The following is a 22,712-nucleotide window of genomic DNA, read 5'->3' as shown; positions in this document are numbered from 1 at the left end:
ATTCCTTAGGCACCCTCTAGCCTCCAACAATGCAAGGAGGAGAGACGATGCCCTCAACAGCCAATATCCGAGAGCTGCCATCACCACAACCCTGACCACCCAAAGCCCCTACTCCACTGCCCCCTTCGCCACCCGATACTCCCCCGGCGTCACCCCCGCATTGCGGGTAAAGAACCGGCTGAAATAGGCCGGATCCTTGAAACCAAGCTGGTAGCAGATTTCATTGACCGAACTGCCGGTGAACAGCAGCAAGCGCTTGGCTTCCTGCATCAGGCGGTCGAATACCAGGCGTTTGGACGGCAGGTCGGCGATGCGGCGGCAGATGTCGTTGAGGCGCGCTTCGGTCACGCCCAATTGCGCGGCGTAGCGGCCTAGCGACCAGTGTTCCTGATAATGCGCTTCGATCAGGGCGTTGAAGCGCTGGAAGATGTGCAGATCCTCGCCGCGCGCCGGCTGTGCCTGGATGCTGCGGGCCGACAGGCGCAGCAGGCTGACGAAGATCAGCCGGGTCAGCGCTGCCAGGCTGAGTTCGCGGCCAGGGCGGGCGTCGGCAAACTCACTGCGCAGCTCGTCGAACAGCAGGTTCAACCGCGCCACCTCGCCGTCGTATTGTTCATCCAGCGCCTCTACCGCTACGCACAAGGGGGCGATCTGCGGCCCCTGGGCCAGGCCCTGGCGGCTCTCCAGCAGCGGCCAGACCAGCTCCTGGCGCACGGTGAGCACATGGCCGTCGCTGTCGGCGTCGGTGACGAAGGCATGGGGAAAGGTCGGCGGGGTGAGAAAGAACATCGGCCCCTGTTGCTGGTAGCGCTGGTCGTCCAGATACACCCGCACCACGCCGCTCTTGACGTAGTGCACCTGAAAGAAGCGGTCGTGCCGATGCACCGGCATGTTGCGGCCAAAGAAGTCGGCCAGCTTGCCAAGGGCCTCGTAATGCACGTCAGCATCGGCGTAGCGCTGGTCGTAGACCTGGCCGATGTTGATGTTGGGGATGGGTTGTGGATCGTGCACGGTTCTTTCCCCTCACCCCATCAGGCTCAGGGCTTGATCTGCTTGAGTTCGTTGAGCAGGCCAAGCAGTTGCTGCAGCTTCTCTTCGCCGAACTGTTGCTGAATGCGCTGGTAGTTGCGCTCCATGCCATCGCTCATGGAGAGGAAGCAGGCGTGGCCCTTCTCGGTGAGGTTGATGTGCACGCGGCGCTGGTCGGTGGTGGACTTGCGCCGCACGACGATGCCGTCGCGCTCCAGGCGGCTGAGCACGCCGGTCATGCTCGGCTTGAGGATGCAGGCCAGCTCGGCCAGGCGAAAACTCTCCATTTCCCCCTGTTGACGCAGGATGCGGATGACCCGCCATTGCTGCTCGGTCAGGCCATGCTCGTTGAGCAACGGACGGAAGAAACTCATCGCCGCTTCACGGGCCTGCAGCAGGGTAAGGGTCAGGGAAGGTCGAGGTGTGGGCATGGCAAGGTTCACAGAACGAAATTAGTAAATAGCTTAACGAAATAAAGCAGATGGCGCCCTACCGTCAATCACCGCCTGTGTGACTGGCATGCTCATACATGGCTTGCGGCAGCCTCGGTCAAGCTAGCCACCCTACCTCGCTCTTATGCTGCTCCCCAACTGACTCGTGCCACCGCGCGATGTCGGCAACTCATTCGCAGCAGGAGCTTCGCGCCCATGACCACTTCAATCGTACCCACTCTTCCCGCCGTCGAGGGGTTTCTGAACCAGCGTCATCGTTCCTTTATCGATGGCAGCCAGAGCAGCCTCGCGGATGGCGAGGGAATGGACATCTTCAACCCGGCAAACGCGCAAGTCCTGGCTCGGGTGGAGCTGGCCGACGTGGCAGTGGTGGACGACATCGTCACCTCGGCCCATCGCGCCTTCACTTCGGGCTGCTGGAGCAAGCTGGCGCCTGCCGCGCGTGAACGCATCCTGCTGCGCTTCGCCGATCTGGTCGAGGCCCACAGCGAAGAGCTGGCCCAACTGGAAACCCTCAACCAGGGCAAGTCGATCCACCTGTCGCGCGCCATCGAAGTCGGCGCCTCGCTCAACTACATGCGCTACATGGCCGGCTGGGCCACCAAGATCGAGGGCCAGACGCTCGACGTGTCCATCCCCATGCCGGAGCACGCGCGCTTCAATGCCTACACCCGGCGCGAGCCGGCGGGCGTGGTGGCGGGTATCGTGCCGTGGAACTTCCCGATGATGATTGCCCTGTGGAAGGTCATCCCGGCGCTGGCCTGCGGCTGCACCGTGATCATCAAGCCGGCAGACGAAACCCCGCTGACCGCCCTGCGCCTGGCCGAACTGGCGGTCGAGGCCGGTATCCCCGCCGGGGTGTTCAACGTGTTGATCGGCCGTGGCGCCGAGGTCGGCCCGGCGCTGGTGGCGCATCCGCTGGTGAACAAGGTGTCCTTCACCGGCTCCACCGCCGTCGGCAAGCAGGTGGGCATCGCCGCGCTGCAGAACATGACGCGCTTCACCCTCGAACTGGGCGGCAAGAACCCCATGCTGCTGCTGGAGGACGCAGACCTCGACAAGGCCGTGGCCGGCGCCATCGGCGGCGGCCTGCTCAACCAGGGCCAGGTCTGTGCGGCGGCCTCGCGCATCTATGTACCGGCGCGCCACTACGGGCGCTTCGTCGAGGCGCTCAGCGCCCAGGTCGGCGCACTGAGCATCGGCGCCGGCATGGACGCCACCGCCCAGGTCGGCCCGCTGGTGTCGAAGAAGCAGCAAAGCAGCGTGCTCAATTACCTGGAGATCGCCCGCCGCGAAGGCGCGCGCTTCGCCACCGGCGGCCAACCGGTGGATCTGCCCGGCTACTTCGTCGCCCCGACCGTACTGGCCGACATGCAGCAGCGCATGACCTGCGTGCAGGAAGAGATCTTCGGCCCGGTGCTGTCCGTGGTGCCCTATGACAACCTCGAACAAGGGCTGCAGATGGTCAACGACAGCCGCTACGGCCTGACCGCCAGCCTCTGGAGCAATGACCTGGGCCGGGTGATGGAGCTGATCCCGCAGATCGAGGCCGGCACCGTCTGGGTCAACAACCATGTTCCGGTCGACCCCAACCTGCCCTTCGGCGGCTACAAGCAGTCGGGCATGGGCCGTGAGTTCGGCCGCAGCGCCATCGAGGGCTTCACCGAAATCAAATCGGTGTGCATCACCTATTGATGACGACGAGCGGCGGCGGCATGCCCAAGGCAGCGCCGTCGTCTTGCACACCGGCAAAAGTGCAATTGATTCACCGAAACAGCCATTAAAGCCCGCATCCGGCGCCATCAATATCAACACGACACGATCAGACTCGAAGCGGGCCAGAATTTCGTTTACATATTAACTTTAAAATTAATATATTAACGAAAACAGATGCCGAACCGGCGATGCCAAACGCCCCGAGCAGGAGAACAAGAAATGAGCCGCCCCACCGAACAGGCCGCCACCGGAACGCTTTTCGGCGTTGCGCTGAACTATCAAGGCCTGCTGCGCAGCCGCCTGGCCGAGTTCAACGAACCGCCTTACCAGCAGCCACCGCTCAAGCCGGTGCTGTTCATCAAGACGCCCAATACCCGCAATGGCGACGGCCAGCCGGTGGTGATGCCAGCCGGCGAGCGCCTGCAGCCTGGCCCGGCCCTGGGCGTGGTGATCGGCAAGAACGCCAGCCGCGTCGCTGAGCGCGATGCCCTCGCCCATGTCGCCGGCTATGTGATCGTCAACGAATTCAGCCTGCCGGAAGAGAGCTACTACCGCCCCGCCGTCAAGGCCAAGTGCCGCGATGGTTTCTGCGCCCTCGGCAGCGAAGTGATCGAGCTGGCCGACCCGCACGCGCTGACCCTCAAGCTGCTGGTCAACGGCGAAGTGCGCCAGGAAAACACCACCGCCAACTTCGTGCGCAGCGTGCCGCGCCTGATCGCCGAACTCAGCGAGTTCATGACCCTGCATGCAGGCGACGTGCTGATCACCGGCACCCCGGAAGGTCGCGTCGACGTACAGCCCGGCGATGACGTGAGCGTGGAAATCAGCGGCCTGGGCCGCCTGACCAACCACATCGTGGCGCAGTAAGGAGAGCAAGATGAAACACGCCCGTATTCGCTACGAGAACCAGGTTCACGCCGTCACCGTCGAGGCGGACAACGCCGTGCGCCTGGCCGATGGTCGCCTGCTCGCCGAAACCGAGGTCGAGTGGCTGCCGCCTGCCGAAGGCAGCATGTTCGCCCTCGGACTGAACTACGCCGACCACGCCGCCGAACTGGCTTTCAAGGCGCCGACCGAGCCACTGGCCTTCATCAAGTCGCCCGGCACCTACACCGGCCACAACCAGGTGACCTGGCGCCCGGACAACGTCAAGTACATGCACTACGAGTGCGAACTGGTGGCGGTGATCGGCAAGCCGGCGAAGAACGTCAAGCGCGAGGACGCCCTGCAGTACCTGGCCGGCTACACCGTTTGCAACGACTACGCCATCCGCGACTACCTGGAAAACTACTACCGCCCCAACCTGCGGGTGAAGAACCGCGACTGCACCACCCCAGTCGGCCCATGGATGGTCGATGCCGCCGACGTGGCGGATCCGTCCAAGCTGAAGCTGCGCACCTGGATCAACGGCGAGTTGAAACAGGAAGGCACGACGGCGGACATGATCTTCGACATTCCGTATCTCATCGAATACTTCTCCAGCTTCATGACCCTGCAGCCGGGCGACATGATCGCCACCGGCACGCCGGAAGGCCTGGCCGACGTGGTGCCGGGCGATGAAGTGGTGGTGGAAGTGGAAGGCGTTGGCCGTCTGGTCAACCGCATCGTCAGCGAATCCGAATTCTTCGCCGCGCGCGGCAAGTGACCAACACGAGGCAGAACACATGATCAAGCACTGGATCAACGGCCAGGAAGTCGAGAGCAACGAGACTTTCACCAACTACAACCCGGCCACCGGCGAGGCCATCGGCGAGGTCGCCAGCGGCGGCGCCGGGGAAATCAACCGCGCCGTGGCAGCCGCCAAGGAAGCCTTCCCGAAATGGGCCAATACCCCGGCCAAGGAGCGCGCCAAGCTGATGCGCAAGCTGGGTGAGCTGATCGACCAGAACGTGCCGAATCTGGCCGAGCTGGAAACCCTCGACACCGGCCTGCCGATCCACCAGACCAAGAACGTGCTGATCCCGCGCGCCTCGCACAACTTCGATTTCTTCGCCGAAGTCTGCACACGCATGGACGGCCACAGCTACCCGGTCGATGACCAGATGCTCAACTACACCCTGTACCAGCCGGTCGGCGTGTGTGGCCTGGTGTCGCCGTGGAACGTGCCGTTCATGACCGCCACCTGGAAGACCGCGCCCTGCCTGGCGCTGGGCAACACGGCGGTGCTGAAGATGAGCGAGCTGTCGCCTTTGACCGCCAACGAGCTGGGCCGCCTGGCCCTGGAAGCCGGTATTCCGCCGGGCGTGCTCAACGTGGTGCAGGGTTACGGCGCCACCGCTGGCGACGCCCTGGTGCGTCACCCGGACGTGCGCGCGATCTCCTTCACCGGCGGCACCGCCACCGGGCGCAAGATCATGCAGACCGCTGGCCTGAAGAAGTACTCCATGGAGCTGGGCGGCAAGAGTCCGGTGCTGATCTTCGACGATGCCGACCTCGATCGCGCCCTCGACGCCGCGCTGTTCACCATCTTCTCGCTCAATGGTGAGCGCTGCACCGCAGGCTCGCGCATCTTCATCCAGGAAACCGTCTACGACCAGTTCGTCGCCGAGTTCGCCGCCCGTGCCAAACGGCTGATCGTTGGCGACCCGACCGACCCGAAGACCCAGGTCGGCTCGATGATCACCCAGGCGCATTACGACAAGGTCACCGGCTACATCAGGATCGGCATGGAAGAAGGTGCCGAGCTGCTCGCCGGCGGCCTGGAGCGCCCGGCCAATCTGCCGGCGCACCTGGCCAAGGGGCAGTTCATCCAGCCCACCGTGTTCGCCAACGTCGACAACCGCATGCGTATCGCTCAGGAAGAAATCTTCGGCCCGGTGGTGTGCCTGATCAAGTTCAAGGACGAAGCCGAAGCGCTGCGTCTGGCCAACGACACCGAATACGGCCTGGCCTCCTACATCTGGACGCAGGACATCGGCAAGGCACACCGTCTGGCCCGTGGCATCGAAGCCGGCATGGTGTTCATCAACAGCCAGAACGTGCGTGACCTGCGCCAGCCATTCGGCGGCGTGAAGGGCTCGGGCACTGGCCGTGAAGGCGGCGAGTACAGCTTCGAGGTGTTTGCCGAGATCAAGAACGTGTGCATCTCGATGGGCAGCCACCACATCCCACGCTGGGGCATATAAAGCAGCTACAAGCTTCAAGCGGCAGGCTGCAAGCCGGAGCATTGCTTTCGCCTTGCAGCCCATCGTCAACAAGAACAATCCGGAGATCACCATGGGTAAGCTCGCTCTCGCCGCCAAGATCACCCACGTACCCTCGATGTACCTGTCGGAACTGCCCGGCCCGCGCCAGGGCTTCCGCCAGGCGGCCATCGATGGCCATATCGAAATCAGCAAGCGCTGCCGCGAGCTGGGCGTCGACACCATCGTCGTGTTCGACACCCACTGGCTGGTCAACGCCAACTACCACGTACTCTGCGGCCCGCACTTCAAGGGGCTGTACACCAGCAACGAGCTGCCGCACTTCATCAGCAACATGGAGTACGAGTTCCCCGGCAACCCGGCGCTGGGCAAGATCCTCGCCGCCGAGTGCAACCGCATGGGCGTCGAGACCATGGCCCACGACGCCACCACCCTCGGCCCGGAGTACGGCACCCTGGTGCCCATGCGCTACATGAACCAGGATCAGCACTTCAAGGTGGTCTCGGTCTCGGCCCTGTGCACCTCGCACTATCTGGCCGACAGTGCCCGCCTCGGCTGGGCCATGCGCAAGGCCGTGGAAGAGCACTACGACGGCACCGTGGCGTTCTTCGCCAGCGGCTCGCTGTCACACCGCTTCGCCCAGAACGGCCAGGCGCCGGATTTCGCCACCAAGGTCTGGAGCCCGTTCCTGGAAACCCTCGACCACCGCGTGGTGCAGATGTGGCAGGACGGCGAGTGGGAGGCCTTCTGCGACATGCTCCCGGAGTACGCCGTCAAGGGCCACGGCGAAGGCTTCATGCATGACACCGCCATGCTCCTCGGCGCGCTGGGCTGGTCGAAATACGACGCCAAGGCCGAGGTGGTCACGCCTTACTTCGGCTCCTCCGGCACCGGCCAGATCAACGCCATCTTCCCGGTCACACCACAGGACGGCTCCGCCATTCCCGCCGCCCAGGCCTCCAACCAGGCTGGTGTGCAGTCCACCAGCCGCCTGTAGGAGTTCGTCATGCCCCACCTGGTACTGCTCTATACCCCCGACGTCGAACGTGACGTGGACGTCGGGGCACTGTGTCGCGCCCTGGCCGACTGCATGCTCGAACAACGCGACGAGGCCGGCAAGGCGGTGTTCCCCACCGGCGGCACCAGGGTGCTGGCCTATCCCGCCGCGCACTCGGCGGTGGCCGATGGCAAGGGGGATTACGGCTTTCTCTACGCCAACCTGCGCATGGGCGCCGGGCGCAGCCAGGCAGTGCACCAGCAGGTCGGCGACAACCTGATGCACGTGCTGCGCGTGCACCTCGACGCCTTGCTGGTCAAACGCCCCACCGGCGTCACCCTGCAGATCGACGAAAGCCCCGGCCAGGTCTTCGACGCCAAGCACAGCAGCCTGCACCCGCTGTTCAACAAGACTTCCTGAGGTTCATTGACCATGCTCGATGCCAGCATCATTCAGCAGGCCGCCGCGCGCCTGGACACCGCCGAGCGTTCGCGCCAGCAGATTCGCCAGTTCTCCCTGGATTACTCCAGCATCACCATCGAAGACGCCTACGCCATCCAGCGCGCCTGGGTCGAGCAGAAGATCAAGGACGGGCGCAAGCTGGTCGGCCACAAGATCGGCCTGACCTCGCGCGCCATGCAGGTGTCGTCCAACATCACCGAGCCGGACTACGGCGCCCTGCTCGACGACATGCTGTTCGAGGAAGGCAGTGACATCCCCTTCGAGCGCTTCATCGTGCCGCGCGTGGAAGTGGAGCTGGCGTTCATCCTCGGCAAGCCGCTGAAAGGCCCGAACGTGACGATCTTCGACGTGCTCGAGGCCACCGAATGGGTGATCCCGGCGCTGGAGATCATCGATGCGCGCATCCAGCAGGTCGACCCGGAAACCAAGGTCACCCGCAAGGTGTTCGACACCATCTCCGACAACGCCGCCAACGCGGGCGTGGTGATGGGTGGCCGCGCCGTGCGCCCGACCGAAATCGACCTGCGCAAGGTGCCGGCGGTGCTCTATCGCAATGGCGTGATCGAGGAATCCGGCGTCTCCGCCGCCGTGCTCAACCACCCCGCCAAGGGCGTGGCCTGGCTGGCCAACAAACTGGCGCCCTACGACGTCACCCTGCAGCCCGGGCAGATCATCCTCGGCGGCTCCTTCACCCGCCCGGTGGCCGCCAGCCCCGGCGATACCTTCCACGTCGACTACGACATGCTCGGCAGCATCGCCTGCCGGTTTATCTAAGCCGCAAGCGGCAAGCTTCAAGCCACAAGAAAAGCAGCGTTTGCTTGCCGCTTGCAGCTTGCGGCTTGCAGCTCTGCGAAGGAGCCCCCATGGACATGCCCATCAACCTCTTCAAGCAGCGCCTGCAGTCCGGCCCAGCGCAGATCGGCCTGTGGCTCGGTCTGGCCGCCCCGTACTGCGCCGAGCTGGCGGCCAATGCCGGTTTCGACTGGCTGCTGATCGACGGCGAGCACGCGCCCAACGATCTGCGCGGCCTGCTCGGCCAGTTGCAGGCTGTCGCACCTTACCCGAGCCAACCGGTGATTCGCCCGGTGATCGGCGACACCGCGCTGATCAAGCAACTATTGGATATCGGCGCGCAGACCCTGCTGGTGCCCATGGTGGAAAGCGCCGAACAGGCCCGTGAACTGGTGCGCGCCATGCACTACCCGCCGCACGGCATACGTGGCGTCGGCAGCGCCCTGGCACGTGCCTCGCGCTGGAACAGCATCCCCGGCTATCTGGACAAGGCCGACGCGCAGATGTGCCTGCTGGTGCAGATCGAGAACCTCGAAGGCCTGGCCAAGCTGGATGAAATCGTCGCGGTCGAAGGCGTCGACGGCGTGTTCATCGGCCCGGCCGACCTCAGCGCCGCCATGGGCCATCGCGGCAACCCTGGCCATCCGGACGTGCAGGCCGCCATCGAAGACGCCATCCTGCGGATCGGCAAGGCCGGCAAGGCCGCCGGCATCCTCAGCGCCGACCAGAGCCTGGCACGACGCTACCTGGAACTGGGTGCCAGGTTCGTCGCCGTCGGCGTCGACACCACCGTGCTGATGCGCGGCCTGCAAACCCTGGCAGCGGCCTTCAAGAACGCGCCGGCCCCCACCAGTGGCGGCGGCGTGTACTGACCTGAGCAAGAGAACGACATGAAACTCTCCGATCTGAATTTGCTGCGCGAACAGGCTTTCATCGACGGTCAGTGGGTCGAGGCCGACGATGAGTCGCGCTTCGCCGTGACCAACCCGGCCAATGGCGAGCTGATCGCCGAAGTCGCCTCCCTCGGCCAGGCGGAAACCGCCCGCGCCATCGCCGCCGCCAAGGCCGCCCTGCCCGCCTGGCGCGAGAAGACCGCCAAGGAACGCAGCGCCATCCTGCGCACCTGGTTCAACCTGATCATGGAAAACCAGGAAGACCTGGCCCGCCTGCTCAGTTGGGAACAAGGCAAACCGCTGGTCGAAAGCCGTGGCGAGATCGCCTACGGCGCCAGCTTCATCGAATGGTTCGCCGAGGAAGCCAAGCGCGTCTACGGCAACGTCATCCCGCATGACAAGCAGGGCCGTCGCCTGGTGGTGATCAAGCAGGCCATCGGTGTGGTCGCCGCCATCACCCCGTGGAACTTCCCCAACGCCATGATCACCCGCAAGGTCGGCCCGGCCCTGGCCGCCGGCTGCACCGTGGTGCTCAAGCCCGCCTCGGAAACGCCGCTGTCGGCCCTGGCCCTGGCGGTGCTCGGCGAGCGCGCCGGCATTCCGGCTGGCGTGCTGAACATCGTGCCGGGCAAGAACTCACGCGCCATCGGCGGCGAGCTGACCGGCAACCCGGACGTGCAGAAGCTGTCCTTCACCGGCTCCACCGGCATCGGCAAGCTGCTGATGGCGCAGTGCGCGGAAACCATCAAGAAGGTGTCCCTGGAGCTGGGCGGTAACGCCCCCTTCATCGTCTTCGATGACGCCGACCTGGATGCCGCCGTGCAGGGCGCGCTGGGTTCCAAGTTCCGCAACAGCGGGCAGACCTGCGTGTGCACCAACCGCCTGCTGGTGCAGAACGGCGTGTACGACGAATTCAGCAAACGCCTGGTCGCGGCCGTCAATGCGCTGAAGGTCGCGCCGGCCGACGAGGACGTCGCCCAGCAAGGCCCGCTGATCAACGCCCAGGCCGTGGCCAAGGTCGAGGAACATATCGCCGACGCCCTGAGCAAGGGTGCCAAGGTGCTGGCCGGTGGCAAACCCCATGCCCTGGGCGGTAGCTTCTTCGAGCCGACCGTGCTCGGCGACGTCACCCCAGAGATGCTGGTGGCGCGTGACGAAACCTTCGGCCCGCTGGCGCCGATCTTCCGCTTCGACAGCGAGGCCGAAGCCATCGCCATGGCCAACGACACCGAGTTCGGCCTCGCCTCCTACCTCTACACCCGCGACCTGGGCCGTGCCTGGCGCGTCAGCGAGGCGCTGGAATACGGCATGGTCGGCGTCAACGAAGGGCTGATTTCCACCGAAGTCGCGCCCTTCGGCGGCATCAAGCAATCCGGCCTCGGCCGCGAAGGCTCGCACTACGGCATCGACGACTACATCGAGCAGAAGTACATGTGCCTGGGCATCGGTTGATGCCAACCCTCACCCTGCTTGCGGCTCTCCAATAGAGCCGCTTTTTCTGAGCGGCCTCATGATGAAAAATCTAATCAGCGCCACGCTGCTGTTTCTCAGCCAGTCCTTCAACGCCTTCGCAGGCGATGACGACGCCCTCTACCGTGAAGCGCTGCTCAAGGAACTGAACAACAGAGTCCTGGCAGGGCGAGTGGTCACGGCCCTGGCCGATGCTCACCAAGGGACGCCCCAGGGCGATTTCTGGCAGGCGTACAGTCAATTGGAAGCCAGGCAGTGGCCGCTTTATGCCCGGCAGGCCGAACAGTACGGGCTGGAACCGGGCGGCTGGATGCTCTCGCTCAAGGCCAGGGCATCGATCATGTTCGCCCGGCTCTTCCCCGCGACCTTCCTCGACAAACTGGCGCAGGCAACGCAGCGCTATCTCACCGAGTTGCAGGCCGTTACGCCACCGGGCCCGGAGGCGCAATTCTGGAACCATGTCATCGCTCAGGAGCGAGCCCAGGCCAACGCGTTGCAGCGAGCGGCACGGCACGACCTCGCGGGCGCCCGCGCGGAAATAGCCGACTTCCTGGCCAAGGCATTTCCTTGAGCCCTCTCGGAATGGGCTTCATGGATATTCGGCCGTCAGACACTCAGCCTGAGCATGCCTGGCAGTTCGTTCCCGTGGAGTACCGTCTGGCGTAGCGCGTTCAGTTGCGCCGAAGAGAGAACGCTACCGGCCAGCTCATCGAACTTGGCCACCAACTCCGCATCCGATAGCGGATCCTCCGGGTCGCCCTTGCGGGTTTTCTGGAAATGCTCGAGCTGACGCCCATCTTTCAGCCTCACGAGCAGCCTGGCCATGCGCTTTTTCGGATAAGCCGCCGCCAGTTCCTGATCCTCGCTGACGCTCACCCTGGCCATCAAGGCGCGAATCGCCGAGTGCGCCAGCGCCTCGGGGGCGAATGCCGCCAGGCGCACAGCGCCGAGCACCATCTGCGCAGCGATGCAGTATTGCAGACTGAAGCGCGCCTCCTGGGCCGATCCGGGATTGGCCCGGTTGCACATCTGGTAGGTCGCGCCGTAACCCGCCACATGGATCGATTCGATGGCCTCGGCGGCGAAGCCCTCTCGTTCCTGCAATAGCCTCAAGCCATCGAGTGCCGGGAAGATATGCCCGCAACAACCATGATTCTTCACCGTCATGTGCATGATGGGCGTCCACGCCCCCAGGCCTTCGAGCGCCGCGGCCCAGTCACCGCTGGAAGCGCTGGTGGCAGCGGCGAAGCCGTTGTCGCCATGCAGGCTGTCGAGGGACGCCGTCACGCCATGGGCCGCGGCCATGCCCGCGAGGATGCCGGCATCGGCGGCATGGCCAGGATGCAAGGCCTTGGCCATGCCGTCGCCCTGCAGGTTCTGCTGGTGGCCCCCGGCGAAACTGCTCGAGAGCGCGATGGCATGGGCGATTCGCTCGGCATCCGCGCCGAGCAGCATCGCGGTCGCCACCGCGGCGCCAATGGTGCCCACCGTGGAAGTGGTATGCCAGTAACGATAATGGCTGGGCTGAATGGCCAGGGAAACCCGGCAGCCGACCTCATAGCCGGCGATGATCGCGCGATGCAGTTGCTCCAGCGAGGCGCCCCGATCCTGGGCGACGGCCAGGGCTGCGGAAACGGTCGGGCTGCCGGGGTGATAGCCGCCATCCTTGAAGATATCGTCGAATTCCACCGTATGGCTGGCGCAGGCATTGAGCAGTGCGGCATGCCGCGCCGAGGCAGGCTGACCGTCCACGTAGCAGATGGCATTGCCCGCGCCACGGCAGGCAGCCAGGGCCTCGGCCAACAGGGTAGACGGGGACAGTGGACAGCCCGGCAGGGTCGTGGCGAACCAGTCGAGGATGACCCGCCGGGTAGCCCAGCGCAGGTCGTCGTCCAGGTCGCGGTGGTGCCAACTGGCCGCAGCCTCGGCCAGCACCAGGGTGGGATTGCTCATCGTGGGTTCCTGAAGATCAATTGACGACACCGGCCGCGCGCAGCGTTTCGATATCTTGCGCCCCGTAGCCCAGCTCGGCGAGGATCTCGGCGCTCTGCGCCCCCATGGGTTGCGGCGCCAGGGTGAGTTCGGGAGGGCTGTCCGACAGGTTGAAGGCCGCCACCGGAACCCTCAACCCATCCACGACGCTGCCCGAACTCGCGTGCTGCTGCAGCACCTGCCGGCATGCCACCTGGTCGTCGGCAATGGCCTCCTCCAGGCGGCGAATGCGCGCAGCGGGGATGCGCCTGGCTTGCAGAAACTGCTCCCAGTACTCCGCCGACATGGTGCCGATGATTTTCGTCAACACCTGTGCCTCTTCGGCATGCGCATCGAGACGCTGGTTGTTGTCGGTCTTGATCATGTCCTCACGACCAAGCGCCGTCCATAAGCGGCGTTGTTGCACCAGGTTGGAGGCGCCGATCATCAGCGGCACATCGCTGGCCTGGTAGCAGCCGATGGTGGCGAAGGGGAAGGTATTGCCCTTCTGCTCCGGGTGCTTGCCGTTCCAGAGCAGCCCGGTGAGGTGCGAGCTGCTGAGGATCAGCGCGACGTCGAGCATCGAGACATCGATGAACTGGCCCTTGCCGCCATTGCGTTCGCGCTGGAACAGCGCGGTGGCGATGGCATAGGCCGCCGAAGTACCAGTGGCGTAGTCCACCACCGGAGCACCTGACTTCAGGGGCCGGCCATCGCCATGGCCGGTCATCGCCATCATCCCGGAAAAGGCCTGGATCACGTTGTCGTAGGCGGTCTGCTCACGGCGCGGGCCGTTCGAGCCGAAGGCCGAGATGGAGCAGTAGATCAGCCTGGGGTTGAGTTTCGACATTTCCTCGTAGCCCAGCCCCAGCTCATCGAAGGCACCGGGGCGGTAGTTCTCCACGAACACATCGGCGGTGGCGATAAGCCGCTTCATCGCCTCGCGGCCCTCGGCGCTCTTGAGGTCCAGTGCCAGGGCCTTCTTGTTCGAGGCCTGGGCCATGAACGCAGTGCCCATGCCCATATCGTTCAAGGCACGATCGGAGCCCTGCATGCGTGCCTGGTCGGGATCATCGGGCGACTCGACCTTGATCACCTCGGCGCCCAGCACCGCCATCTGATAACTGGCGAAGGGGCCAGCCAGTACATGCGTCGTGTCGACGACGCGAATTCCCTCGAATGCTTTGGACATGAATGCCTTACCCTGTAACCACGGACGTCTGTGGGCCAAGCCCTGAGATGGCGGTGGCTCGGCCAACCGTCAACGAACGGAGAACCGACCCACTTGCAGCCGCTGGCCTGGCATGACCTGGTGTTCGCCAGAGCCTTGACCTGCCATCTCGCTGGCCCAGCTACTTCACTGGATGTAACCGGCTTCCTTGAGCTGGACTTCCGCCACTGCCGTTACACGCTTGACGAATTTCGTGTACTCGTCCGGCCCCATCCAGGAATCCACCACGCCAGCGTTGCGCGCGTAGTTCTGGTATTCCTCCGAGCGCATCGCCTTGTGGATGGCATCGGCGATCTGCTGCTGCAGTTCCTTGGGCATGTCCGCCGGCCCGAATACCCCGCGAACCTGCAGCCAACTGGTGTCCACCTCATAACCCTGTTCGGCGAAAGTGGGCACCTCGGGCAGACCGGTGAGCCGATCCTTGCCCAGCACGCCCAGGCCTTCGATGCGCTCGGCGTCGAAGAAGGAGCTGACGGCGCCGAGGTTGGAGACCCCGACATCGACATGCCCGCCGAGCAGGGCCGCGGTGATATCCGGGGTGGAGTTGAAGGCGACCCAGTTGAACTTGACCCCAGCAGCCTTCTCCAGCATCGAGATGCCGAGGCTCTGCATCGAGCCCGCCGGGCCGAAGCCGCCGACATTGACCTGGCCATTGCTGGCTTTGGCCTTGGCGATCAGGTCATCCAGGTTCTTGATATCGGAACCGGATTTGACGAACAGCAGGATGGCGTCCTCCTGGGTCGAGGCGATCCAGGAGAAGTCATCGATGGCGTAAGTACCCTTGAGGTTGGTCAACATGCTGGTGAAGTGCGACAGGGTATTGATCCCCAGCGTCAGGCCATCCGGGCGGGCGGCGCGAATCCGCGTCATCTGCGCGGCGCCACCACCACCCGGGGCGTTGATGACGATCACCTTCTGGCCGATTTCCGGCTCCAGGGTCTTGGCCAGGGTTCTGATGAACACATCCGCGGTTCCGCCCGCTGCCGTGTGCATGACCATGTTCACGGGCCCGGTGGGGCGCCACTCGCCTTCGGCCAGCGCGGCATCGACCGCACCGAGCATTGTCATGGCAGCCAGTACGCTTGCACCCAGGCAGTGACGGGCTTTGTTTCCAGCTTTGCTTAGCATGTTCTGACGATCTCCGACGGATGTTATTTTTTTAATTCGCTATGGGGTCAGCCCCTGAAACAAGGCTCCCAAATATCCATCGGAGGCGGTACTGACGATTTGTCAGCCAAAGCGTGCCTTTATATTGGGCAGCGCGCCAGGCGATTGAGCACAGGCGCATGCCCGCGCAGCGGCGCGCGGGGGATGCGGCGCGACAGGTTATACGCCCCGGCCCGGCGGGCAGCGGCGAAAAGCGGTAACGGCAACGGCGATCAATCGGTTTGCGCCAGCAGCTCACGCATCCAGGAGAGGAATTTCAGCAGCGGTTCCGATGGTTTCATGTTGCGCGGCCAGGTCAGGTAATAGCCTTCGCCGGTCTTGCAGGTGTGCTCGAAAGGCGCGATGAAACTGCCATTCTTCAGTTGACGCTCGACGAAGGCCTTGACCGCGATGGCCACGCCCATGTTCATCGAGGCGGCCTCGTAAGCCAGTGCCGAGTTATCGAAGCGGACACCGCTATCGGCATCGACCCGGGTAGCGGTGGCTGACAGCCAGCTTGCCCAGTCGTTGGGCCGCGCCATGGAATGCAGCAAGCGCACTCGGGAAAGGCCCTGCGGCGCCTCGAATTTCGCCGACTCCATCAGGGTTGGCGAACAGATGGGGATGAGTTCGATATCGACGAGTTTTTCCGCATGCAGATCAGGCCAGTCGCCACGCCCCGAGCGAATCGAGGCATCGATGTTCTGGGTGTCGAAATCCACTGGCGCCAATGACGAGGACAACCTGATTTCAATCGATTCATGGGCATCGTGAAAATTGGCCAGCCGGGGAATCAGCCAACGCTGCGAAAAGGTCGTGTAGGACTGAATGGAAAGGATATCCCGCCGCCCCCTGCGCGACACTTTACGTGCCGCACTGCTGATGTCCTGAAACGCCTGGGTAACGCCCTCGTATAGCTCCTTGCCCTCGCGCGTCAGCTCGATGCCCCTGTGCAAACGCCGGAACAGGGCCACCCCGAAGTATTCCTCGAGTACCCGTACCTGACGACTGACGGCCACCTGCGAGACGTTCATCTCTTCTGCGGCACTGGTCAGGCTGCAGAGCCGGGCCGCGGCCTCGAAGGCTCTCAAGGGGTTCAAGGGAGGCAGGGGATATTTCATGGGGCCACCGTGATCAAGCAAAAAGCACCAGTCGCTGCCAGGCAATGGCCGCGCGACTGGTGCATCGGACTCAGAGAAGACTGAGCGGGTAACTGATGATAACGCGAGCGTCGTTGGCATCACGAGCGAAGTCGGATCTGTAGGTGGCGCTGCGCAAGCGCACACCCATCCCCTTTAAGCTGCCGCTCTGGAACACGTACTGCAGCTCGACATCCAGTTCGCGCTCACCGCCACCGTCAGCCCCTCGCACATCCGCGCCACTGCCGCGCAGGTAACGGGTCATGAAGGTCAGGCCAGGGATGCCCACCTTGGCGAGGTCATAGTCGTAGCGCAGTTGCCAGGAGCGCTCGTCCTTCTCGGCGAAATCGCCGATCTGGACGAAGTTGACCAGGTAGGGGTTTGCGCCTGCGACATAGGGGAAGGCCGAGTCCCCCGACATGACCTGATAGCCAACCCCCAGCGAATGGCCGTTCAGCTTGTAGGTACCCATGGCGCTGAATGCGCGGTTATCGATGTCACCGCCATGGGCATTGCCTTCATCGTCGCTCAGGAACAGGCGGATATCCGTGTTGAAAGCGCCCCACTCGCCCTTGCGTCGATCGCTGAGCCCCACGAACTGCTGGCGATAGATGTTCTCGAAGCGAGCGTACTGGTAACTGAAGTCGGTGTTTTCCAGAACCCTGTAGCTGAGCCCGAGCAGCTCGAAGTCGCCACCGTCCAGAGAGCCGCTGAAGCGACGGTTCTTGTTGTTCAGCGCCAGGCCTTCATCGCTCGTCTGGTCGCGTTGCACGACGCGCTGGATCTGTGCGCCGGTGAGCTCCAGGCCTTTCAGCTCACGAACCTGCAGTTGCATGCCCTCGAAGGTCTGTGGCAGCAGACGGCCATCATTGGCCTGCAAGGTTGGCCACTTGGGCAGCAGCGTGCCCAGCTTGAACTCGCTGCTGGACGCCCGCAGCTTGAGCGTGCCGCCAGCCTTCGAGTAGTCATCCGACACATCCCTGTCGTCTTCCACCGGCAGCAGCCCCGTGCCGGCCCGACCGCGGCCGGAATCGAGCTTGATACCCAGCATGCCGATGGCGTCGAAGCCGACACCGATGGCGCCGGGGGTATAGCCGGATTGGTAGCGCAGGATGAAGCCCTGCGCCCACTCTTCGCGCTGTGACTGCCCGCTTCCCTCCCTGAAGTCGCGGTTCATGTAGAAATTGCGCAGATCCAGTGAGGCTTTGCTGTCTTCCAGAAAACCTTCCGCGAAGGCCGAAGGCAGCATGAGGGCAAGCCCCGTCCCTGCCACGCACAGGGGCATGAGTTTCATCGTGTTCATCGTAAGTACCTGACGAAGGACCGGACGCCGCAACCAGGGCGGAGCCGGTCGAGGGTGGGCGAAGCCGAACTTGGGCATCACCAGGCAAGCCGAAACCCGACGCATCGACTCTGCGCAAGCGGGATAGACAAGGAGAGGTGACCCAAGCAGGTTCGATTCAAATAGCGATGGCGCTATTTGCAGTCATTCATCCGGAGTGGGATTGAATACCGCGTATTCGACCTGAACTGACATGCACTGCATTGCAATGCCGGAGCACGGCTACCGAGACATGCGCCAATGAAGCGGCAAGAGAGGGAATGTTCATAGAGACCTACTTGTTGTTATGAGTCTTGAATGAAACGCCCATCGATTATGCAATCGTGATCCTGATGTTCAACCGAGCAATTCCATTGCATGGAACATCAAGGCCATACTGACACTGGCTTGCGGCTTGTTGCGTTAGCCTAAGGACGATCCGAGGGCATCACTCGCAGAATTTGATGAACTCGGATTCGAGTTCATGTCATGTAACCGAGCACTCAGAGAGCCAAGGCGATGTTCAGCCCTCACCTTCACGCACTGGAACAGGCCGCCGACACAACGACGCCTTCGGGCCTTCCCGGCCAGGGCAAGTCGACCCCGAATCGCTCCCTGGAACGTGGCCTGTGCCTGTTGCGGGCCTTTCGTCCGGGCTGCGAGTACCTGAGCAATGGGGAGCTGAGCGAAAGAACGGGCCTGTCCAAGTCGACCGTCAGCCGCCTGACGCAAACGCTGGTTCGCAGCGGCTTCCTCGATTACGACCCGGTCAGTGGTGCCTATCGGCTCGCCGCCTCCCTGCTCAGCCTGGCCCACACCCTGCATCACTGCAGTACGCTGGTGCGAATAGCGGAACCCTTGATGCGCCAGGTCGCCCGGCAACTCCAGGTGAACGTTGGCCTGGCCGCTGCCGATGGCGACGAGATGGTCTACCTGGAGTCGATCAGGCTGAGCGCGCGCAAATCGCCGCGCAACGTCGGCACGGGGCAGCGTCTACCCATGGAGCTGACCGCACTGGGCCGCGCCTGTCTGGCGGTGCAGGACGAGGTGCACCGCCAAGCGCTGCTGCAACATTTCCAGGCACGGCGCTGCGCCTCGCGCTGGGCAGAGCTGAGCAGAGAGATCGAAGCGGCCATGCGCAGTGTCGGATGCCATGGCTATTGCACCGCTTCCTGGCAACCGCAAGTGGTGTCGATAGCCGCCCCCCTCGACCTCCCCAGCTATCGCGCCCATGCGCTGAATATCAGCCTGTCGACCCGCGAAAGCATCGAGGCAGTGACAGCGCGCTATGCGCAGCCGCTGCTTAAACTAACCGAGAGCATCAGGCGCGAGCTGAACCGCAAAGATACTTCATGACCGCCAATGGCCATGCTCAGGCGTTGACGCTCAAGATGCGCCCCTCGACTCGAAGCGCCGCGCCGCGGCAATGAACCAGTGAACGCCCGGCATGAATATGCAGATCCGCACGATCTGAAAGGACACGATGATGGCCACGCTGTAGCCAAGGAACTGCGCGGTCAGTGCCATTTCCGTGACGCCTCCCGGCGCTGCGCTGAGCACCATGACCTCCCAGGGCAGTTCGGTCAGCCCAGCGAAGGCCACCGCCATCATGCTGCTCATGAACAGAAACAGGAGCATGGACAGGATGATGGTGAGCGTGAGCTTCATCTCCAGGAACAGCTCCCTGGTGAACACCGAACCCAGCCAGGTACCCAGCACCACCTGCGCGATGGCCAGCACCAGCGAAGGATAAGGCGCCACGTGCAAACCACTGCTGGAGGCCGCGGCGGAAATCAGCAAGGCCCCGAAGAAATAGGGATTCGGCAGCCTCAGCCATTTGAACAGCATGGCACCGGCCAAAGCGGAAACGGCCAACAGCCCGATACCGCCGAGATCCAGGGCGCCGGTAGCCCCCAGGGTGCGCCCCGCATTGCCCGGCCAACCGTCGGCCACATAGAGTGCAATGGGGATGATCACCACGACGCTGGCGATACGGATGGTCTGCGACAGCACCACCACCCCCTTGTCGAGGCCGAACCGTTCAGCGATCACGGCCGCCTCTACCGGGCTGGTAGGTATGGTGCAGAGCAACGCGGTGGAATAGTCGAGACGACTGAAGCGCTTGAGCAGCACGGATACGAATAGCGCGCACACGCCGGTCAGAATGGCCAGGGCCACGATCTCGAGGCCCATTTCGAGGATGACCAGCAAGGCGGCCGGGGTGAATGCCAGGCCTACGGTGGAGGCAATGATCATTTGCCCATAGGGCCGGGTTCTGGCCGAAATGGGCGTTTTCATCAACCCACTGATGTACAGGGTGGCCGTCAGCAGCAATGGCCCGATCATGTACGGCAAGGGCATGCCGATTGCCGCGAACAACCGCCCCATGGCGAAGCAGAGCCCATACAGCGCAAGCAACCGGGCAAGGCCGGAAAGATCCATAACCATCACGCTCCTCTTTCAGGGTACCTCTGCACATGGACGCGCCAGGCTCGGCAAGACCCGGCGAAAGCCCATGCCACACATGAAACGGCCCGCAATGACACGCCATCGCTGGCTTGCCGTTGCGGGCCCTGAAGTCAGTGCAATACACCCTCAGGCGAGGCGCTGACGGGTGAACCTGCCGCGCAGGAACTTAAAGGCAGGCATAGCGAAGGAGAGCACGGCTACCCCCAGCAGGATCAGGGTCAGCGGGCTGCTGTAGAACACCGAATAGTCGCCATTGGAAATGACCAGCGCTCGGCGGAAATTGGTTTCGAGCATTTCACCGAGAACCAGGGCCAGAATGATGGGCGCGAGCGGAATATCCAGCTTGCGCAGCACATAACCGAGCACACCGAAGGCCAGAGCGACATAAACGGGGAACATCGAGTTCTCGGAAGCGTATGCACCCATCAGGCAGATGGCGGTTACCGTAGCGGCGACGGCCGGGCGTGGAATGTCCGCCACCTTCGCCCAGTACTTCGCCCCGGCCAGGCCAATGAAGATCATCACCGGCACGCTGACCCACAGCGCCGCGATGACGGTGTAAGGAATCTCCGGGTTGGTGGTGAACAGCAACGGCCCCGGCTGAATGCCATGGATCATCAGCGCGCCGATCATGATGGCGGTGGTCGGCGAACCCGGGATACCCAGCGCGAACAGGGGGGCCAGCGCGCCCGATACGGCGGCGTTGTTGGCCGACTCCGATGCCGCGATCCCCTCGATGCTACCCTTGCCGAACTGCTCGGGCGTTTTCGAGGACTTCTTCGAGACGGCATAGGCGACGAAGGAGGCGATGGAGGCCCCGGCCCCTGGCACCACACCGATGATGTAACCGAGCACGGAGCTTCTCAGCAGATTGCCCTTCAACTTGCCGAAGGTTTTCAACGGTACCGCGAGAATCCCTGTCATCGGATGGCTCTTGACCTTGCCAGAAGGCCCGGCTTCGACCATGAACAGCACTTCGGAAAGCGCGAACAAACCCAGCAGCACCGGCACCAGGGGGAAGCCCTCGAAGAACTCGGGGTTGGGGCTGAAGCGGGGAATGCCGGTCTGCGTATCGAGCCCGACCGTGGCCAGGGCCAGGCCGATGCCCATGGCGATGGCGCCCTTGGCCGCCGAACCGTTGGAGAGTGTCGAGACGAGGCTCAAGCCCAGAACGGCCAGGGCGAAATAGGCGGTAGGCCCGAAGTTCAGCGCGAACTCCGAAAGCGGAACCGCCGTCAGTAGCAACAGCAGTGCGCTGACGAAGATACCGATGCCCGAGGAAACGATGGAGATGTTCAGGGCAACGCCGGCCTTGCCTTGCTGGGTCAGCGGAAAACCATCCCAGGAGGTGGCCACTGCAGCCGCCGTTCCGGGTGAATTGATCAGGATGGCGGAAATGGCGCCGCCATATTCGGCAGCCGCATAGAGAGAGACCAAGGTCACGATCGACACGAGCGGGTCGAGCGTGTAGGTGAAGGGAATCAGCAAGGCGACGCCGAGGCTCGGGCCCAAGCCGGGCAGCGCACCGATCATGTAGCCCAGCAGCGCGCCGACGATCAGACCGACCAGCACCAGGGGGTCGGCAAAGGCCGAAAACCCGATCAGGATATTTTCCAACATGGGATTGTTACCTCAAGAAAAGCTGACGCCGAGAGCCAGGACGAACACCGCATACAACCCCAGGCTCAGGCCCAGGGAAACGGCAATGATCTGCATGGGTCGACGCTCACCCACGGCCAGCATGGTCAGCGCCGAGAGCACTGCGACGCCGATCAGGGGGCCCAGCTTGTCCAGGTAGGTGCCGATGCCCAGCACTACCAGCACGGCCAGCACGACAGGCAGAGGGCGACAGGTCGTGACCATCTGCTGGGCCGAGCGGCGCAAGCACTTGAGCACACCGACACCCAGCATCAGCACCACCGCGACGAGGCTGGTCACGGCGATGATCACGGGAAACTCACCGACACCTATGCCATTGGGGTTCATCGGCCCGGGCAGTTGCAGGGCATGCCAGCCATACAGGCCGAACACGCCCAGCAGCACGACCCCGGCGAGAATGTCCAATACACCTGCTGGAACTTTGACTACGGGCTCCGCATTGCACGGCCCCGTTGTCGACGCCTTCGCACTTGCTGAAGTCGTCGACGCACTCGATGCGTTCATCTTCATGTCCTCTCACCGCGACCTGAGGCCACGGATTTTCCACGCCTGCCCGTGCGCGGTTGTTTTTATTGTCTGGGGTTGTCCACGCACTAAAGCCGCCAGGTGCATACCTGGGCGGTTGCAGCGGTGGATTGAATAACCGGCAGTTCTCAACCCATCTCGTTATCGCAGCCCCACTATGACCGAAGGCTTCGCGGCCCTGAACTGAGAATTTATTTGGCCTAGAGCAGCAAGTTGTTTGTCATGCCTCCAGGCATCGGGCAAGAGCAGCCCGCTGCGCCTGGGATACGCGCCCCGAGCCGCCAGCATGGCGTCCGC

21 protein-coding genes are annotated in these 22,712 nt (G+C 63.5%); 11 read left to right on the top strand and 10 right to left on the bottom strand.

All coding sequences use genetic code 11. From position 1 onward, the window contains the following. Positions 1-108 precede the first annotated feature (108 nt). Together hpaA and hpaR are read right to left on the bottom strand one after the other, a co-directional pair. On the bottom strand, positions 109-1,011 hold the full coding sequence (hpaA, locus tag PVE35_RS08385) for a 4-hydroxyphenylacetate catabolism regulatory protein HpaA (RefSeq protein ID WP_277374362.1): 903 nt from the start codon (positions 1,009-1,011) through the stop codon (positions 109-111). 26 nt (positions 1,012-1,037) lie between these two features. Beyond that, on the bottom strand, positions 1,038-1,460 hold the full coding sequence (gene hpaR / locus PVE35_RS08380; protein ID WP_268178105.1) for a homoprotocatechuate degradation operon regulator HpaR: 423 nt from the start codon (positions 1,458-1,460) through the stop codon (positions 1,038-1,040). 216 nt (positions 1,461-1,676) lie between these two features. On the opposite strand from hpaR, the gene PVE35_RS08375 reads away from it, so the two are divergent. The 10 genes from PVE35_RS08375 to PVE35_RS08330 all read left to right on the top strand — a co-directional run bounded on the left by PVE35_RS08375 (position 1,677) and on the right by PVE35_RS08330 (position 11,525). Then, the gene (locus PVE35_RS08375) at positions 1,677-3,176 is read left to right on the top strand and encodes an aldehyde dehydrogenase family protein (protein WP_277374361.1); all 1,500 of its coding nucleotides are present in this window, start codon (positions 1,677-1,679) and stop codon (positions 3,174-3,176) included. A gap of 240 nt (positions 3,177-3,416) precedes the next feature. Further along, the gene (locus PVE35_RS08370; protein WP_277374360.1) at positions 3,417-4,064 is read left to right on the top strand and encodes a fumarylacetoacetate hydrolase family protein; all 648 of its coding nucleotides are present in this window, start codon (positions 3,417-3,419) and stop codon (positions 4,062-4,064) included. A gap of 10 nt (positions 4,065-4,074) precedes the next feature. Next, positions 4,075-4,842, top strand: a complete 768-nt coding sequence (locus PVE35_RS08365; RefSeq protein ID WP_277374359.1) for a fumarylacetoacetate hydrolase family protein — start codon at positions 4,075-4,077, stop codon at positions 4,840-4,842. A gap of 19 nt (positions 4,843-4,861) precedes the next feature. Beyond that, entirely contained in the window at positions 4,862-6,322 is a 1,461-nt protein-coding gene (gene hpaE / locus PVE35_RS08360; RefSeq protein WP_277374358.1) for a 5-carboxymethyl-2-hydroxymuconate semialdehyde dehydrogenase, read from the top strand. Between the two features lie 91 nt (positions 6,323-6,413). Further along, the gene (gene hpaD / locus PVE35_RS08355) at positions 6,414-7,337 is read left to right on the top strand and encodes a 3,4-dihydroxyphenylacetate 2,3-dioxygenase (protein ID WP_277374357.1); all 924 of its coding nucleotides are present in this window, start codon (positions 6,414-6,416) and stop codon (positions 7,335-7,337) included. Positions 7,338-7,346: 9 nt separating this feature from the next. Then, complete coding sequence (locus PVE35_RS08350) at positions 7,347-7,757, top strand: 5-carboxymethyl-2-hydroxymuconate isomerase (RefSeq protein ID WP_277374356.1); 411 nt, start codon at positions 7,347-7,349, stop codon at positions 7,755-7,757. 12 nt (positions 7,758-7,769) lie between these two features. Continuing rightward, entirely contained in the window at positions 7,770-8,573 is an 804-nt protein-coding gene (gene hpaH / locus PVE35_RS08345; protein ID WP_277374355.1) for a 2-oxo-hept-4-ene-1,7-dioate hydratase, read from the top strand. An 89-nt stretch (positions 8,574-8,662) separates the two neighbouring features. Then, on the top strand, positions 8,663-9,463 hold the full coding sequence (hpaI, locus tag PVE35_RS08340) for a 4-hydroxy-2-oxoheptanedioate aldolase (RefSeq protein ID WP_277374354.1): 801 nt from the start codon (positions 8,663-8,665) through the stop codon (positions 9,461-9,463). An 18-nt stretch (positions 9,464-9,481) separates the two neighbouring features. After that, positions 9,482-10,936 carry an NAD-dependent succinate-semialdehyde dehydrogenase gene (locus PVE35_RS08335; RefSeq protein ID WP_277374353.1) on the top strand — a complete coding sequence of 485 codons (1,455 nt, stop codon included), beginning with the start codon at positions 9,482-9,484 and terminating at the stop codon, positions 10,934-10,936. Between the two features lie 58 nt (positions 10,937-10,994). Continuing rightward, positions 10,995-11,525, top strand: coding sequence for a hypothetical protein (locus tag PVE35_RS08330; RefSeq protein ID WP_268178119.1), 531 nt, complete (start codon positions 10,995-10,997; stop codon positions 11,523-11,525). A 35-nt stretch (positions 11,526-11,560) separates the two neighbouring features. On the opposite strand, the gene PVE35_RS08325 is transcribed toward PVE35_RS08330, so the two are convergent. The 5 genes from PVE35_RS08325 to PVE35_RS08305 all read right to left on the bottom strand — a co-directional run bounded on the left by PVE35_RS08325 (position 11,561) and on the right by PVE35_RS08305 (position 17,744). Then, positions 11,561-12,907 carry an MmgE/PrpD family protein gene (locus PVE35_RS08325; protein ID WP_277374352.1) on the bottom strand — a complete coding sequence of 449 codons (1,347 nt, stop codon included), beginning with the start codon at positions 12,905-12,907 and terminating at the stop codon, positions 11,561-11,563. Positions 12,908-12,923: 16 nt separating this feature from the next. Beyond that, entirely contained in the window at positions 12,924-14,117 is a 1,194-nt protein-coding gene (locus tag PVE35_RS08320) for a CaiB/BaiF CoA-transferase family protein (RefSeq protein ID WP_277374351.1), read from the bottom strand. Positions 14,118-14,282: 165 nt separating this feature from the next. Further along, on the bottom strand, positions 14,283-15,224 hold the full coding sequence (locus tag PVE35_RS08315) for a tripartite tricarboxylate transporter substrate binding protein (protein WP_277374350.1): 942 nt from the start codon (positions 15,222-15,224) through the stop codon (positions 14,283-14,285). A 311-nt stretch (positions 15,225-15,535) separates the two neighbouring features. Then, the gene (locus PVE35_RS08310; protein ID WP_277374349.1) at positions 15,536-16,468 is read right to left on the bottom strand and encodes a LysR substrate-binding domain-containing protein; all 933 of its coding nucleotides are present in this window, start codon (positions 16,466-16,468) and stop codon (positions 15,536-15,538) included. A 25-nt stretch (positions 16,469-16,493) separates the two neighbouring features. Further along, positions 16,494-17,744 carry an OprD family porin gene (locus tag PVE35_RS08305; RefSeq protein ID WP_277374348.1) on the bottom strand — a complete coding sequence of 417 codons (1,251 nt, stop codon included), beginning with the start codon at positions 17,742-17,744 and terminating at the stop codon, positions 16,494-16,496. 537 nt (positions 17,745-18,281) lie between these two features. Here PVE35_RS08305 and PVE35_RS08300 point away from each other — a divergent pair. Next, positions 18,282-19,118 carry an IclR family transcriptional regulator gene (locus tag PVE35_RS08300; protein WP_277374346.1) on the top strand — a complete coding sequence of 279 codons (837 nt, stop codon included), beginning with the start codon at positions 18,282-18,284 and terminating at the stop codon, positions 19,116-19,118. Between the two features lie 30 nt (positions 19,119-19,148). On the opposite strand, the gene PVE35_RS08295 is transcribed toward PVE35_RS08300, so the two are convergent. The 3 genes from PVE35_RS08295 to PVE35_RS08285 form a co-directional block, all read right to left on the bottom strand. Then, on the bottom strand, positions 19,149-20,204 hold the full coding sequence (locus tag PVE35_RS08295) for an AbrB family transcriptional regulator (RefSeq protein ID WP_277374345.1): 1,056 nt from the start codon (positions 20,202-20,204) through the stop codon (positions 19,149-19,151). Positions 20,205-20,357: 153 nt separating this feature from the next. Then, positions 20,358-21,851: a tripartite tricarboxylate transporter permease gene (locus tag PVE35_RS08290; RefSeq protein WP_277374344.1), complete on the bottom strand. Its 1,494-nt coding sequence runs from the start codon at positions 21,849-21,851 to the stop codon at positions 20,358-20,360. A gap of 12 nt (positions 21,852-21,863) precedes the next feature. Beyond that, positions 21,864-22,295: a tripartite tricarboxylate transporter TctB family protein gene (locus PVE35_RS08285; RefSeq protein WP_277374343.1), complete on the bottom strand. Its 432-nt coding sequence runs from the start codon at positions 22,293-22,295 to the stop codon at positions 21,864-21,866. Between the last annotated feature and the right edge of the window lie 417 nt (positions 22,296-22,712).

Origin of the sequence: Pseudomonas sp. AA-38, assembly GCF_029457475.1 — a bacterium.
Lineage (GTDB): Bacteria > Pseudomonadota > Gammaproteobacteria > Pseudomonadales > Pseudomonadaceae > Aquipseudomonas.
Note: the sequence above shows the minus strand (reverse complement) of the source record. Positions and strands in the feature narration are given on the sequence as shown.

Coding starts and splice junctions, on each gene's coding strand:
- hpaR (WP_268178105.1), bottom strand. CDS start 1,460: ATGCCCACACCTCGACCTTCCCTGACCCTTACCCTGCTGCAGGCCCGT.
- PVE35_RS08375 (WP_277374361.1), top strand. CDS start 1,677: ATGACCACTTCAATCGTACCCACTCTTCCCGCCGTCGAGGGGTTTCTG.
- PVE35_RS08370 (WP_277374360.1), top strand. CDS start 3,417: ATGAGCCGCCCCACCGAACAGGCCGCCACCGGAACGCTTTTCGGCGTT.
- PVE35_RS08365 (WP_277374359.1), top strand. CDS start 4,075: ATGAAACACGCCCGTATTCGCTACGAGAACCAGGTTCACGCCGTCACC.
- hpaE (WP_277374358.1), top strand. CDS start 4,862: ATGATCAAGCACTGGATCAACGGCCAGGAAGTCGAGAGCAACGAGACT.
- hpaD (WP_277374357.1), top strand. CDS start 6,414: ATGGGTAAGCTCGCTCTCGCCGCCAAGATCACCCACGTACCCTCGATG.
- PVE35_RS08350 (WP_277374356.1), top strand. CDS start 7,347: ATGCCCCACCTGGTACTGCTCTATACCCCCGACGTCGAACGTGACGTG.
- hpaH (WP_277374355.1), top strand. CDS start 7,770: ATGCTCGATGCCAGCATCATTCAGCAGGCCGCCGCGCGCCTGGACACC.
- hpaI (WP_277374354.1), top strand. CDS start 8,663: ATGGACATGCCCATCAACCTCTTCAAGCAGCGCCTGCAGTCCGGCCCA.
- PVE35_RS08335 (WP_277374353.1), top strand. CDS start 9,482: ATGAAACTCTCCGATCTGAATTTGCTGCGCGAACAGGCTTTCATCGAC.
- PVE35_RS08330 (WP_268178119.1), top strand. CDS start 10,995: ATGATGAAAAATCTAATCAGCGCCACGCTGCTGTTTCTCAGCCAGTCC.
- PVE35_RS08325 (WP_277374352.1), bottom strand. CDS start 12,907: ATGAGCAATCCCACCCTGGTGCTGGCCGAGGCTGCGGCCAGTTGGCAC.
- PVE35_RS08320 (WP_277374351.1), bottom strand. CDS start 14,117: ATGTCCAAAGCATTCGAGGGAATTCGCGTCGTCGACACGACGCATGTA.
- PVE35_RS08315 (WP_277374350.1), bottom strand. CDS start 15,224: ATGACAATGCTCGGTGCGGTCGATGCCGCGCTGGCCGAAGGCGAGTGG.
- PVE35_RS08305 (WP_277374348.1), bottom strand. CDS start 17,744: ATGAACACGATGAAACTCATGCCCCTGTGCGTGGCAGGGACGGGGCTT.
- PVE35_RS08300 (WP_277374346.1), top strand. CDS start 18,282: ATGTTCAGCCCTCACCTTCACGCACTGGAACAGGCCGCCGACACAACG.
- PVE35_RS08295 (WP_277374345.1), bottom strand. CDS start 20,204: ATGGATCTTTCCGGCCTTGCCCGGTTGCTTGCGCTGTATGGGCTCTGC.
- PVE35_RS08290 (WP_277374344.1), bottom strand. CDS start 21,851: ATGTTGGAAAATATCCTGATCGGGTTTTCGGCCTTTGCCGACCCCCTG.